The organism is Pseudomonas sp. GR 6-02 (assembly GCF_001655615.1).
Classification (GTDB): Bacteria; Pseudomonadota; Gammaproteobacteria; order Pseudomonadales; family Pseudomonadaceae; genus Aquipseudomonas.
This window is the reverse complement of the sequence record NZ_CP011567.1, coordinates 3,324,323-3,338,660: the sequence shown is the minus strand read 5'-3', so window position 1 is coordinate 3,338,660 and position 14,338 is coordinate 3,324,323. Positions and strand designations below refer to the sequence as shown.

Here is a 14,338-nt window from a genome sequence, read left to right as displayed (position 1 = left end):
ATCCAACACTGCCCATCAAACGCTTTCAGCATCCTTATCCGTGGCACCTCCCTAGACTGGAAATGTCTCGGATCAGGACTCGACCATGCTCAAGAATCGTTTGAAAGACCCCAGCCTTCTGGCAGAACTCGCTTATGTGGACGGGCAGTGGATCGGCGCCGATAACGCCGCGACCCTGGACGTCATCGACCCGGCCACCGGCCAGTTGCTTGCCCGGGTGCCGGCCATGCAGGGCGCAGAAACCCGACGCGCCATCGAAGCCGCCGAGCGGGCCTGGCCGGCGTGGCGCACACGCCCGGCAGCAGAACGGGCGGCGCTGCTGGAGCGCTGGTATCAGGCGATGATCGACAACCTCGACGACCTCGCCTTGATCATGACCTGCGAGCAGGGCAAACCGCTGAACGAAGCCAAGGGTGAAATCCGCTACGGTGCCGGGTTCGTCAAATGGTTCGCCGAAGAGGCCCGCCGGGTTTATGGCGAAACCATACCGGCCCCCAGCGGCGACCGCCGCCTGCTGACCCTCAAGCAACCGGTCGGCGTGTGCGCCGCGATCACCCCGTGGAATTTCCCCAACGCGATGATCACCCGCAAGTGCGCGCCGGCCCTGGCCGCCGGGTGCCCGATCATCGTCAAACCCTCGGACTTGACCCCGCTGTCGGCCCTGGCCCTGGCAGTACTCGCCGAACGCGTCGGCATTCCGGCCGGGGTGTTCAACGTGCTGACCGGCATGCCCGCCGGCATCGGCGAAGAACTGACCGGCAACCCGACGGTGCGCAAGATCTCCTTCACCGGCTCCACCGCGGTCGGTCGGCTGCTGATGCGTCAGAGCGCTGAGCACATCAAGCGCTTGAGCCTGGAACTGGGCGGCAACGCGCCGTTCATTGTGTTCGACGACGCCGACCTGGAGCAGGCGGTAACCGGGATCATGCTCAGCAAATTCCGCAACGCCGGGCAGACCTGTGTCTGCGCCAACCGCATTCTGGTGCAGGATGGCATCTACGAACGCTTCGCCCAGCGACTGGTGGAGGAGGTGGGCAAACTCAAGGTCGGCAATGGCCTGGACGCCGACGTGACCATCGGCCCGCTGATCAACCCGGCGGCGGTGAGCAAGGTCGCCCGGCACATCGACGATGCCCTGAGCCAGGGCGCGCGTTTGCTCTGCGGCGGCATTCCCGAAGGCGACAACCAGTTCGTTCAGCCGACCGTCCTTGGCGACACCCACGCCGGCATGCTGCTGGCCAACGAAGAAACCTTCGGCCCGGTGGCGCCGTTGATGCGGTTTACCTCTGAGGCCGAAGCGCTGGCCTTGGCCAATGCCACGCCTTACGGCCTGGGCGCCTACTATTTCACTCAGGATTTGCGCCGTTCCTGGCGGTTCGGCGAGGCGCTGGAGTTCGGCATGGTCGGCCTCAACACCGGGCTCATTTCCATGGAAGTCGCGCCGTTCGGCGGCATCAAGCAGTCTGGGCTGGGCCGTGAAGGCAGCAAGTACGGGCTGGATGAATACCTTGAAGTCAAAGCTTTCCACATCGGCGGGCTGTAATTAACGGACACGGGGGCACGATTGATGAGCAAAACATTCAGAATCGCCGCGATTGCCGGCGATGGCATCGGCAAGGAAGTCCTGCCGGAAGGGTTGCGGGTACTGGAGCAAGCCGCGAAGAAGTGGCAGTTGGAGCTGAGCATCGAAGTGCTCGACTGGGCTCACTGCGATTACTACCTGGAACACGGGAAAATGATGCCCGACGATTGGTTCGATCAGCTCAAGGGGTTCGATGCGATCTACTTTGGCGCCGTCGGCTGGCCGGACAAGGTGCCGGACCACATTTCTTTGTGGGGCTCACTGCTGAAGTTTCGTCGCGACTTCGACCAATACGTGAACATTCGCCCGGTACGTCTGTTTCCCGGCGTGCCGTGCCCGCTGGCCGGGCGCAAACCAGGGGACATCGATTTCGTGGTGATCCGCGAGAACACCGAAGGCGAGTATTCCTCGGTCGGCGGCAAGATGTTCGAAGGCACCGAGCATGAGTTCGTGCTGCAAGAGTCGGTGTTCACCCGACGCGGCGTGGACCGGATTCTCAAGTTCGCCTTCGACCTGGCCCAGACCCGACCGCGCAAACGCCTGACGGCGGCAACCAAGTCCAACGGGATTTCCATCAGCATGCCGTACTGGGACGAACGCACGGCATTGATGGCCGCGCAGTACCCGGACATCACTTGGGACAAACAGCACATCGACATCCTGTGCGCGCGTTTTGTACTGCAACCGGACCGGTTCGATGTAGTGGTGGCGTCGAACCTGTTCGGCGACATTCTGTCCGACCTCGGCCCGGCCTGCGCAGGCACCATCGGCATTGCGCCGTCGGCCAACCTCGATCCCGAGCGGCGTTTTCCATCGCTGTTCGAACCGGTGCACGGCTCGGCCCCGGACATCTACGGGCGCAACATCGCCAACCCGATCGCGATGATCTGGTCCGGTGCGTTGATGCTGGATTTTCTGGGCAATGGCGATGAGCGTTATCGCGCCGCGCACGACGGGATTCTGCAGGCGATCGAACGGGTGATTGCAGAAGGGCCAATCACCCCGGACCTGGGCGGGCAGGGCTCGACTCAGGAGGTCGGCAAGGCGATCGCGCAAGCGCTTTAAAGCCTGCGACGCACTCCTTGTGTAGCAGCTGTCGAGCCTGCGAGACTGCGTTCGGCTGCGCAGCAGTCGTGAAATCGGGCACTGCGGTGTTTCAGCTAAACCGTGGACAGGATTTACGACGACTTCGTCGCCGATCGCAGCCTCGCAGGCTCGACAGCTGCTACGGCCGAACGCAGGGGATCAGTCTTCCTTGCGAATCGTGGCCACGTCATCGGCGCGGACTTTCACTTTCGCCCCGGAAATATCTTCGAATTCGAAGAAGCCATCCTTGCCCTTGGTGTTCGGCATGTCCTTGGTCAAATACTGGGTGCCGTTCTGCAGGGTCACGACCGTTGGCGTCGAGCAACCGGTCAGGGCCAGAAAGGCCGCTGCCGCCAGAGGCAAACCCAGAGTCTTGATATTCATACACACCTCCATCACTCAATAAAAACAGTGCGAACGCCTCGTTCGAGATCAATCCTCACTGTGCTTCTAACGCGGTTGGTGCGATGGAATGGCAGAAAGTTCGATGGTCACCCGAAAATTGTCCGATTGCGTCGCCACTTATCCTTTTCCGTTTGCACCGGGTGGGGCATAGCTGGTATCTGTACGCATAACCAGTATTCGCTTGCCATGGCCCGATTGCCCGTGATTGTAAATCCCCTCGACGACCCGTTCTATTACTTGAACAACTTCATGCAAGTGCTTGATTGGCTTGAGCATCGTTATGCCGATGTACTCAGCATCGAAGAGCAGGACTTCATCCGCGACTTCAATCGACTGCCCCGCGAGTCCCAGGCTTTGCTGGTCAGATTGGTGATGCGCAAGGGCGTGCATTTCAGGTCCGGCAAACTGAGTTACGTCGAAATCGGCGACATCGCCAGTGCCGCGGCAGCGCTCCAGGCCCTGGGCTGGATCGACGAGCAGTTGCCGCTGCCTGTCGAGGAGGTATTCGAGGTGCTGCTCAAGGCCGAGATTCTCCAGTGTTTTGGCGACGCCATCGATCAACCGAAAGGCAAAAAGAGCGATTGGCTGCCGGCCCTGAGCGAGCAGTTTCCTGAAGAGCAAAGTTTTGCCCAGTGGTGCCCGGCACTGGATGACCGGTTGTTCAGCCTGACCGTCATGGGCCTGTGCGATCGGTTGCGCCTGATGTTCTTCGGCAATCTTTACCAGGATTGGTCGGAATTCGTTCTGGCTGACCTGGGCATCTACACCTACGAAAAAGTCGAGTTTTGCGCCGAGTCCCGAGGCTTGCGCAGCCGCGAAGACGTCGACGCCTGCCTGTTCCTGCACAGCTGTCAGCAGCATTTCGAGGCCGGTGAAGAGGTGGCGGTGGTTGTCGAGCAGATCAACAGGCTGGAACTCGCCAATCCCTGGCTGCAAAGACGTCGGGCCAAGCTGCTGTTCCAGATCGCTCAGCACTGCGAACGCATGGCGGATTTTTCCACCGCCCTGGGCCTCTACCGCGATTGCGCCTACCCCGGCGCACGCCTGCGGCTGATTCGCGTGCTGGAGCGCTGTGGTGAATTTCAACTGGCCATGGATTTGGCGAGCCACGCCGAGCAAACCCCGGAAAGCGCCACCGAACATCAGCATTTATTGCGTGTGCTGCCCAGGCTGCGGCGCAAACTGGGCGGGCCGCCGATCAAGCGGCCAGCCCCGCGGGCCATGCAGCGCCTGGACCTGCAATTGCCCAGGCACGACCCGGCGTTATCGGTGGAGTATTACGTTCAGGCGCATCTGGCGGACGAGTCGGCACCGGTGCATTACGTCGAGAACAGCCTGATCAACTCGCTGTTTGGGTTGCTGTGCTGGCCGGCGATCTTCGCCCCGTTGCCGGGGGCGTTTTTTCACCCATTCCAGCGCGGCCCGGTGGACCTGCACAACGAAGACTTTCATGCGCGGCGCGCGGATCTGTTCCAGGCCTGCCTCGCCGAACTCGATGACGGGCGTTACGCCCAGACCATCCGCGAGCGTTACACCGCCAAGTGGGGCGTGCAGTCGCCGTTCGTATTCTGGGGCGCGCTGAGCGAGGAACTGCTGGAGCAGGCGCTCGACTGTCTGCCCGCCGAACACCTCAAGCACTGGTTCAATCGACTGCTGCTCGACATCAAGGCCAACCGCGCCGGCATGCCGGACTTGATCCAGTTCTGGCCGCAACACAAAACCTACCGAATGATCGAAGTCAAAGGCCCCGGCGATCGCCTGCAAGACAACCAATTGCGCTGGCTGGAGTTCTGTCACGAGCACCAGATGCCCATCGCCGTTTGCTACGTGCAATGGGTGGAGCAGGGCGCTTGAGCTACAGCATCGCGGTGCGGGCGTTGTGTGAATTCACCGCCAAGGTCGGCGACCTCGACCTGCGTTTCACCCCGTCGCCAACCGCGCTGGAAGGCATTGTCGGCCATCGCACCGTGGCGTCACGACGCAGCGAGGGTTACCAGAACGAGGTCGCACTCGAGGGCCAGTATCGAACCTTGAGCGTGAAAGGCCGGGCGGATGGCTACGATCCGGGGCAAAACTGCCTCGAAGAAGTCAAAACCTACCGGGGCGACCTGAGCAAGCAACCGGCCAACCACCGGCAGTTGCACTGGGCGCAGGCGAAAGTCTATGGCTGGTTGATGTGCCAGAAACTGGATTTGGCGCAGATCGACCTGGCCCTGGTGTACTTCGACATCGTCAGCGAGAAGGAAACCTGTCTGGTCGAGACCTTCAGCGCCGCCGACTTGCAGCTGTTCTTCGAGCACCACTGCGGGTTGTTCCTGCACTGGGCCGAGCAGGAAATGGCCCATCGCGAAGGGCGCAATGTGGCGGCTCAACAGCTGAGCTTTCCCCATGCCGATTTTCGCCCCGGCCAACGGCATCTGGCCGAATCGGTGTTCAAGGCAGTCAGCACCGGCCGCTGTCTGATGGCCCAGGCGCCGACCGGTATCGGCAAGACCATTGGCACGCTGTTCCCGATACTCAAGGCCCTGGCGCCGCAGCAACTGGACAAGGTGTTTTTCCTCACGGCGAAAACCCCGGGGCGCAAATTGGCGCTGGACGCGGCTCAGGTCATCCTCGACAGCGCCGATGCACAGCCGTTGCGAGTCCTCGAGATGATCGCCCGGGACAAGGCTTGCGAGCACCCGGACAAGGCCTGTCATGGCGAATCCTGCCCGTTGGCCCAGGGTTTTTATGATCGTCTGCCGGACGCGCGTCAGGCCGCCAGTCAATTGAGCCTGTTGAACCAGAGTGCCTTGCGCGAGGTTGCCCTGCAGCACGAGGCTTGTCCTTATTACTTGAGCCAGGAAATGGCCCGCTGGGCGGACGTGGTGGTCGCTGACTACAACTACTATTTCGACTTCAGCGCGTTGCTGTTCGGGTTGGCCCAGGCCAATAACTGGAACGTCGCGGTGCTGGTGGACGAAGCCCACAACCTGGTGGAGCGCGGCCGGCAAATGTACAGCGCCAGCCTCGACCAGGCGACTTTGAACAGCGTACGAAAAACCGCGCCCGAGTCGTTGAAGAGATCCTTGCAGCGAGTCAATCGTGAATGGAATGCCTTGCACGATCAGCAACTCGGCGCCTATCAGGCCTACGACAAAGCCCCGGAAAAACTGCTTCAGGCCTTGTCCTTGTGCTGCGCAAGCATCGGCGATTACCTGAATGATCATCCTCAGGGCCTGGACAGCGGGTTGCAGAATTTTTACTTCGACATGCTGCAATTCGGCCGCGTGGCTGAACTGTTCGACGAGCATTTCCTGTTCGACATCAGCAAGCGTGACCTCGAGCGCAAGCGCAATCTGTCGCAGCTGTGCCTGCGCAATGTGGTGCCCGCCGGTTTCATCCGCCCGCGCCTGACTGCTGCGCGCAGCACGGTGCTGTTTTCCGCGACCCTGAGCCCTCGGCATTACTACGCCGACTTGCTGGGCACTCCGGCGAATACGGTATGGATCGATGTGGAATCGCCATTTCACGCCGATCAGCTGCAAGTGCACATCGTCAGCCAGATATCCACGCGGTTCGTCCACCGTCAGGCCTCCCTTGCGCCCATCGTCGAGCTGATCGCCAAACAGTTCAGTCAACGCCCCGGCAACTACCTGGCGTTTTTCAGCAGCTTCGACTATTTGCAGCAAGTGGCGCAGTTGCTGGCCGAGCGGTATCCGCAGATCACGCTGTGGTCGCAGTCCCGGGGCATGGGGGAAGCGCAGCGTCAGGACTTTCTCGACCAGTTCACCGCCGACGGGCAGGGCATCGGCTTTGCGGTGCTGGGTGGCGCGTTCGGTGAAGGCATCGATTTGCCCGGCGCCCGCTTGATTGGCGCCTTCATCGCCACCCTGGGGCTGGCGCAACTCAATCCGGTCAACGAACAGCTGAAACAGCGCATGGCGGCGATTTTCGGTGCCGGTTATGACTACACCTACCTGTTTCCAGGTGTGCAGAAAGTGGTGCAGGCGGCAGGAAGGGTGATCCGTACACGGGAGGACCAAGGGGTGGTGATGCTGATTGACGACCGGTTTGGCGAGAGTAAGGTCAAGCAATTACTGCCGCGTTGGTGGTCCGTTGAGCTGACGCAATTTCCTTCTGGTTTGTAGGAGTTTTTACCTTGTAAAACAGTGACATATCTTGAAAGACACGCTCGTTTGAACAAACAACGAAACACCGCTTTATTCAAAGGGCAGGCAATCACTTTCAAGCGAATCTTTGATAAGGAAATCAAGGTATGTCAGTAGCACCGAATTACGCTTACACGCCAGAACAAGTCACCGCAGCGTTCACTGAAATCACCACCACATTATTCAGTGGCATCACCGCCGAAACACTCCCCAAGATGCTGATTGTCGCGGGGGTACAGGGCTCGGGTAAAACCTATCTGCTGGAAAAAAGCCTTTTGCCCACCAACCGCTATGCCAATTATGTCCGGCTGTACTTGCCCGAATACCGAAAAAAACACCCTCAATACGCAGAAATGATCAAACTCGGTGTCCTGCACGCTTATGAACATACGGAGGCTTTTGTCCGGGATGTGAGCACGAAGATCTTCACCGAGGCGTTTAAAAACAAATACAACATCATCATGGAATGTGCATTCGACAGCATCGATTTCGCGGCTTTCCCACCGACGGCGACGGCTGCCGGCTACCAGTTCGAAACTCACATCGTCGCCTGCAATCAGGAGTTCGCTCATGTATCGAGCATCAAAAGAGCACTGAAAAGCCTGGAAGATCAGGAAATGGAAAGATTTCTCCCGGCATCAAAGCTGGAGGCCAGCATGAGATATGCACAAGCGATCATCCCGGCCTTCGAGACAGCCGCAAAGGCGATCAGCGGCTCGCAAATCATCTTGTACGAGCGTGGGTTTGGTGGTTTGAAAGACCGTGTCTTGCGCGCTCAGAGCACCTACACAAAGGCCGCCAACGGAGCGATCGACTCGACGACACTCAACGCGCATTTTTCGCACGGTGTCTATTCCGGCATCATCGACAAACATGTCTTCGCGATGACCGACCGGGACGAAATGGTCAAAGAATGTCATGTGGCGTTGCATAAGTCCCGGACCCATGCCCGCTATGTCCCGAACTTCGTCTACAACGAGCTGTACGCTTACATCGTCAAATACGTGTACCGATAATCCGCGCTGTAGGAGCTCAGCTCCTACAGTTGATCCGTGGTTGCCGCACGAGTCAGCGGTTGCGCAAACTACGCTCCATCCGCGCAATCCCTTCTTCCAGCAACGCCCGTGGGCAGCCGAAGTTCAAGCGCACGAATTGCTGGGCGTGATCGCCGAAATCCAGCCCGGCGCTCAGCCCGACTTTGGCCTGTTCGAGGAAGAATTGCTGCGGGTTGTCCAGCCCCAGTGCCGTGCAATCGAGCCACGCCAGATAAGTGCCCTGGGGCACGTTCATGGTCACGCCCGGCAACCGCGTGCGAACGGCCTCCACCAGATAGTCCCGATTGCTTTGCAGGTAGACCATGAGTTCGGTCAGCCATGGGCGGCCTTCGCTGTAGGCGACGCGGGTGGCTTCCAGGCCCAGCGGGTTGACGCTGTCGACCATGCCGCAGCGGGCATGGTTGACGCGATGGAGCAGCGCTGCGTCTTGAATGATCATGAACGCAGTCTTCAGGCCAGCGATGTTGTAGGCCTTGCTCGCCGACATCAAGGTGATGGTGCGCTTGGCGATCTGCGGGCTGAGCGAGGCGGTCGGAATATGCACGCGCCCATCGAAGCACAGCTCGGAATGGATCTCGTCGGAGATGATCCACGCATCCTGTTCCAGGCAGATGTCGGCAACCGCTTGCAGTTCTTCCCGAGGGAAGACCTTGCCCAGCGGGTTATGCGGGTTGCTCAGCAGCAACGCGCCACCGCCTTGCAGAGCCTGGCGCAAGGCATCGAGTGGCGTGGCGTACGTGCCATCGGCCAGCACGTTGAAGTCCAGTTCGACCTTGTTCAGCTGCCAGTGGCCCGGCGCATGGCGCAGTGGTGGGTAGTTGGGCGTCTGCACGACCACGTTCTGTTGCGGTTGAACCAGTGCATGCAGGGCCATGTTGAAGCCTGATTCGATACCCGGCAGGAACACCAGTTCCTGGGGCTGCACACGCCAGGCGTACTTGCTCCACAGGTCGGCGACGATGGCGTCACGCAAGTCATCCTGAGCCACGCTGTAACCGAGCATCGGGTGTTCCAGGCGTTTTTGCAGGGCCTGAATGATCGCCGGCGGCGCGGCGAAGTCCATGTCGGCGACCCACATCGGCAACACGTCGGCCGGGTAACGGCTCCACTTGGTACTGCCGGTGCCATGGCGGTCGAACACCTGATCAAAATCGAAAGTCATGCTCAGTCTCATAAAAGGCAGAGGGGGTAATCCGGCGGCCATGATAAGCGCCAACCTTCACTGCTGGCGAGTTGTGCAACAGGGCATGACCGGCAAGCCGCCGACGGTCGGTTTTCAGACCGAGCAGCACAACATTGTCTAAAGTTCTAATTGGCGGTAGTTCCGTTGCCGTCACCGTGATCGTCCAGAAAAACCCGGCCAACGCACCGGGCTTCCACCTGATCAGGAGTGCACGATGGACCTCAACCGTCGTCAGTTCTTCAAGGTCGCTGGTCTCGGCCTTGCAGGATCCACCCTCGGCGCGCTGGGCATGGCTCCGACGCCAGCCTTCGCCGAACAAGTGCGTCATTTCAAGCTCGCCCATACCCATGAAACCCGCAACACCTGCCCGTACTGCTCGGTCGGCTGCGGCTTGATCATGTACAGCCAGGGCGACAATGCGAAGAATGTCGCCCAGAGCATCATTCACATCGAAGGCGATGCCGACCACCCGGTCAATCGCGGCACCCTCTGCCCAAAAGGCGCAGGCCTGCTCGACTTCATTCACAGCCCCAGCCGTCTGCAATACCCGCAAGTGCGCAAGCCCGGCACCAAGGAGTGGACGCGGATCTCCTGGGATGACGCGCTGGACCGCATCGCCGACCTGATGAAGGCCGACCGTGACGCCAACTTCATCGAGAAGAACGCCCAGGGGCAAACGGTGAACCGCTGGCTGACCACCGGTTTCCTCGCGGCCTCGGCCTCGTCCAACGAAGCGGGTTACATCACCCACAAGGTCATTCGCAGTCTGGGCATGCTGGGGTTCGATAACCAGGCACGTGTCTGACATGGCCCGACGGTGGCAAGTCTTGCCCCGACGTATGGCCGTGGTGCCATGACCAACCACTGGACCGATATCGCCAACGCGAATCTGGTTCTGGTGATGGGCGGCAACGCAGCAGAAGCACACCCTTGCGGTTTCAAATGGGTGACCGAAGCCAAAGCCCACAACAAGGCGCGGCTGATTGTGGTCGACCCGCGTTTCACCCGTACGGCCTCGGTAGCGGACTATTACGCACCGATCCGCACCGGCACCGACATCGCCTTCATGGGCGGGCTGATCAATTACCTGTTGACCGAAGACAAGATCCAGCACGAATACGTGCGGGCCTATACGGACGTGTCGTTCATCGTCAAGGCCGGCTACGGTTTCGAGGACGGCTTGTTCAGCGGTTACGACGCGAGCAAGCGCAGCTACACCGACAAGTCCGGCTGGGGGTATGAGATCGGCGAGGACGGCTTTGCCAAAGTCGACCCGACCTTGCAGGACCCACACTGCGTCTATCAATTGATGAAGCAGCATTACAGCCGCTACACCCTGGAGCTGGCCAGTCAGGTCTGTGGCATGCCCACCGACGCGATGAAGAAAATCTGGGAAGAGATTGCCACGTGTGCGCAACCGGGCAAGACCATGACGATTCTCTATGCCCTGGGCTGGACCCAGCACTCGATCGGCTCGCAGATGATCCGCAGCGCGGCCATGGTGCAATTGCTGCTGGGCAACATCGGCATGCCCGGCGGGGGCGTCAACGCTTTGCGGGGGCACTCCAACATCCAGGGCCTGACCGACCTCGGCTTGCTGTCCAACCTGCTGCCCGGCTACCTGACCCTGCCATCCGAAAGCGAACAGGACTACAACGCCTACATCGCCAAGCGCGCACTCAAACCGCTGCGTCCCGGGCAGATGTCCTATTGGCAGAACTACGGCAAGTTCCATGTCAGCCTGATGAAAGCCTGGTATGGCGCCAATGCCACCGCCGAGAATAACTGGGGCTACGACTGGCTGCCGAAACTGGACATTCCCGGCTACGACATCCTGAAAATGTTCGACATGATGGGCAAGGGCCAGGTCAACGGCTACATGTGCCAGGGCTTCAACCCGATTGCCGCCTTGCCGGACAAGAACCGGGTGATGAAGGCACTGGCCAAACTCAAGTGGCTGGTGGTGATGGACCCGCTGGCCACCGAGACCTCGGAGTTCTGGCGCAACGTCGGGCCTTACAACGATGTGCAGACGGCCGACATCCAGACCGAAGTCATCCGTCTGCCCACCACCTGTTTCGCCGAAGAAAACGGCTCGCTGGTCAACAGCGGTCGCTGGCTGCAATGGCATTGGAAAGGTGCCGACGGCCCGGGCCAGGCGCGCACCGACGTAAAAATCATGGCCGAGCTGTTCATGCGCCTGCGCCAGCGTTACCAGGCCAATGGTGGCGCCTGGGCCGAGCCGATCCTCAAACTCGACTGGCCCTACAAAGTGCCGGATGACCCGACGCCAGAAGAACTGGCCCGGGAATTCAACGGCTACGCCATCGCCGATGTCACCGACGCCTCGGGTGCGGTGGTCAAGGCCGGTCAGCAACTGTCCGGCTTCGGCCAGCTCAAGGACGATGGCAGCACGGCGTCCGGGTGCTGGATCTTCTGCGGCAGCTGGACCGAGCAGGGCAACAACATGGCCCGTCGTGACAACAGTGATCCTTACGGCATGAAGCAGAACCTCGGCTGGGCCTGGGCCTGGCCGGCGAACCGACGGATTCTCTACAACCGCGCCTCTTGCGACCCCCAAGGCAAACCGTGGGATGCGAAAAAGCGGCTGGTGTGGTGGAACGGCAAGGTCTGGACCGGCACCGACGTGCCCGACTACAAGGTCGATGTGCCGCCGGAAGCCGGGATGAACCCGTTCATCATGAACCCCGAAGGCGTGGCGCGGTTCTTCGCCCTCGACAAGATGAACGAAGGGCCATTCCCCGAACACTATGAACCGTTCGAGACGCCCATCGGCATCAACCCGATGCACCCCAACAACAAACAGGCGACCAGCAACCCGGCCGGGCGGATCTTCGATTCGGTCTGGGACACCCTGGGCCAGGCCAAGGACTTTCCTTATGCAGCGACCAGCTACCGGCTGACCGAACACTTCCACTTCTGGACCAAGCATTGCCCGATCAACGCCGTGACCCAGCCCGAGCAGTTCGTCGAAATCGGCGAGGCGCTGGCCAAGGAGAAGGGGATTGCCGCTGGCGACCGGGTTAGGGTCAGTTCCAAGCGCGGACATATCGAAGCAGTGGCGGTGGTGACCAAGCGGATTCGTCCGCTGCAGGTCAACAATCAGGTGGTGCACCAGATCGGTATCCCGTTGCACTGGGGTTTCACCGGCGCCACCCGCCACGGTTACCTGACCAACACCCTGGTGCCGTTCCTCGGCGATGGCAACACACAGACCCCGGAATCCAAGTCATTCCTGGTCAACGTGGAGAAAGTCTAAATGGCCAGCCAAGACATCATCGCCCGTTCGGCCACCACCACCGTGCCGCCCTCGGTGCGCACCCAGGAGGAAGTGGCCAAGCTGATCGACACCACCAAGTGCATCGGCTGCAAGGCTTGCCAAGTCGCCTGCTCGGAATGGAACGAGCTACGCGACGACGTCGGTCACAACCTCGGCACCTACGACAACCCCCACGACCTCAGCGCAGACACCTGGACCCTGATGCGCTTCACCGAGCATGAAACCGACGCCGGCAACCTCGAATGGTTGATCCGCAAGGACGGCTGCATGCACTGCGCCGAGCCCGGCTGCCTGGCGGCGTGCCCGAGCCCCGGCGCGATCATCAAACACGCCAACGGCATCGTCGACTTCGATCAGGACCACTGCATCGGCTGCGGCTATTGCATCACCGGTTGCCCGTTCAACATTCCGCGCATCTCACAAAAGGACCACAAGGCCTATAAATGCACGCTGTGTTCGGACCGGGTGGCGGTGGGGCTGGAACCGGCCTGCGTTAAAACCTGCCCGACCGGCGCCATCGTGTTCGGCAGCAAGGAAGACATGAAGGAACACGCCGCCGAACGCATCGTCGACCTCAAGAGCCGCGGCTTCGACAACGCCGGTTTGTATGACCCCGCGGGCGTCGGTGGCACCCACGTCATGTATGTGTTGCACCACGCCGACACGCCCAGGTTGTATGCCGGGCTGCCGGATCACCCGGCGATCAGTCCGCTGGTGGACCTGTGGAAAGGTCTGAGCAAACCCCTGGCGCTGTTGGCCATGGGCGCGGCGGTGCTGGCCGGGTTCTTCCACTACGTGCGCGTCGGGCCACAACTGGTCGAGGAGGACGAACATCCGACCACCGTTGACCCTGCCGTGCATGAGTTCGATCCGTCGGTGCACACCTTCGATCCGAGCAAACCGGGCGGGGAGGACAGGCCATGAACGACAAACCGATCCTGCGCTATACCGTCAACCAGCGCACCAATCACTGGCTGGTGGCAATTCTGTTTCTCATGGCGGCGCTGTCGGGGCTGGCCTTGTTCCATCCGGGGCTGTTCTGGCTCAGCAACCTGTTTGGCGGCGGTTCGTGGACGCGCATTCTGCATCCGTACCTGGGCGTGACGATGTTTGTGCTGTTCCTCGGCCTGGTGTGCAGTTTCTGGCGGGCGAACTACTTCATCACCAACGACCGGCTGTGGCTCAGGCGTGTCGGGCATGTGATCCGTAACGAGGAAGAGGGCGTGCCGCCCATCGGCAAATACAATCCGGGGCAGAAGCTGCTGTTCTGGGTATTGTTGATCTGCATGCTGGTGCTGCTATTCAGCGGATTGGTGATCTGGCGTGCCTGGTTCAGTGCGTACTTCGGCATCACCAGCATCCGCTGGGCGATGCTGCTGCATGCGCTGGCAGGGTTCATCCTGGTGCTGAGCATCATTGTCCACGTCTATGCTGGTATCTGGATTCGCGGTTCGGTCCACGCCATGGTGCGTGGCCGGGTCAGCCGCGCCTGGGCGAGAAAACACCATGGGCTCTGGTACCGGGAAGTGACCGGCGACGAAACGCCAGAGCCACCGATCAGCAAAAAAGGATGAT

General features: G+C 60.6%; 10 protein-coding genes. 8 read left to right on the top strand and 2 right to left on the bottom strand.

Annotation, left to right across the window (positions count from 1 at the left end; translation table 11 throughout):
• Window positions 1-85 precede the first annotated feature (85 nt).
• A complete protein-coding gene (locus PGR6_RS14710) occupies window positions 86-1,543 on the top strand; it encodes an NAD-dependent succinate-semialdehyde dehydrogenase (RefSeq protein ID WP_064617979.1) in 1,458 nt (485 codons plus the stop codon).
• Window positions 1,544-1,567: 24 nt separating this feature from the next.
• A complete protein-coding gene (locus PGR6_RS14705; RefSeq protein ID WP_018925976.1) occupies window positions 1,568-2,647 on the top strand; it encodes a tartrate dehydrogenase in 1,080 nt (359 codons plus the stop codon).
• A gap of 180 nt (window positions 2,648-2,827) precedes the next feature.
• Here PGR6_RS14705 and PGR6_RS14700 read toward each other — a convergent pair whose 3' ends face one another.
• Window positions 2,828-3,052, bottom strand: a complete 225-nt coding sequence (locus PGR6_RS14700; protein ID WP_018925975.1) for a YgdI/YgdR family lipoprotein — start codon at window positions 3,050-3,052, stop codon at window positions 2,828-2,830.
• 207 nt (window positions 3,053-3,259) lie between these two features.
• Between PGR6_RS14700 and PGR6_RS14695 the strand changes: the two genes are divergently transcribed.
• The 3 genes from PGR6_RS14695 (at window position 3,260) to PGR6_RS14685 (ending at window position 8,240) form a co-directional block, all read left to right on the top strand.
• A complete protein-coding gene (locus tag PGR6_RS14695) occupies window positions 3,260-4,927 on the top strand; it encodes a VRR-NUC domain-containing protein (RefSeq protein WP_064617977.1) in 1,668 nt (555 codons plus the stop codon).
• Window positions 4,924-7,203: an ATP-dependent DNA helicase gene (locus PGR6_RS14690; protein ID WP_064617975.1), complete on the top strand. Its 2,280-nt coding sequence runs from the start codon at window positions 4,924-4,926 to the stop codon at window positions 7,201-7,203. Before PGR6_RS14695 ends, PGR6_RS14690 begins: the two co-directional genes overlap by 4 nt.
• A gap of 128 nt (window positions 7,204-7,331) precedes the next feature.
• The gene (locus tag PGR6_RS14685) at window positions 7,332-8,240 is read left to right on the top strand and encodes a zeta toxin family protein (protein ID WP_018925972.1); all 909 of its coding nucleotides are present in this window, start codon (window positions 7,332-7,334) and stop codon (window positions 8,238-8,240) included.
• A 52-nt stretch (window positions 8,241-8,292) separates the two neighbouring features.
• Here PGR6_RS14685 and PGR6_RS14680 read toward each other — a convergent pair whose 3' ends face one another.
• On the bottom strand, window positions 8,293-9,441 hold the full coding sequence (locus tag PGR6_RS14680; RefSeq protein ID WP_064617973.1) for a MalY/PatB family protein: 1,149 nt from the start codon (window positions 9,439-9,441) through the stop codon (window positions 8,293-8,295).
• A gap of 235 nt (window positions 9,442-9,676) precedes the next feature.
• Here PGR6_RS14680 and fdnG point away from each other — a divergent pair, with 235 nt between their 5' ends.
• From fdnG to PGR6_RS14660, 3 genes are read left to right on the top strand one after another with little or no spacing between them, the layout of a single operon-like run.
• On the top strand, window positions 9,677-12,742 hold the full coding sequence (fdnG, locus tag PGR6_RS14670) for a formate dehydrogenase-N subunit alpha (protein ID WP_156523291.1): 3,066 nt from the start codon (window positions 9,677-9,679) through the stop codon (window positions 12,740-12,742).
• Window positions 12,743-13,687 (top strand): formate dehydrogenase subunit beta, encoded by a 945-nt coding sequence (gene fdxH / locus PGR6_RS14665; protein ID WP_064617966.1) that lies wholly within the window; start codon window positions 12,743-12,745, stop codon window positions 13,685-13,687.
• The gene (locus tag PGR6_RS14660; protein ID WP_064617964.1) at window positions 13,684-14,337 is read left to right on the top strand and encodes a formate dehydrogenase subunit gamma; all 654 of its coding nucleotides are present in this window, start codon (window positions 13,684-13,686) and stop codon (window positions 14,335-14,337) included. The genes fdxH and PGR6_RS14660 overlap by 4 nt, the downstream gene beginning before the upstream one ends.
• Window position 14,338: the final 1 nt, after the last annotated feature.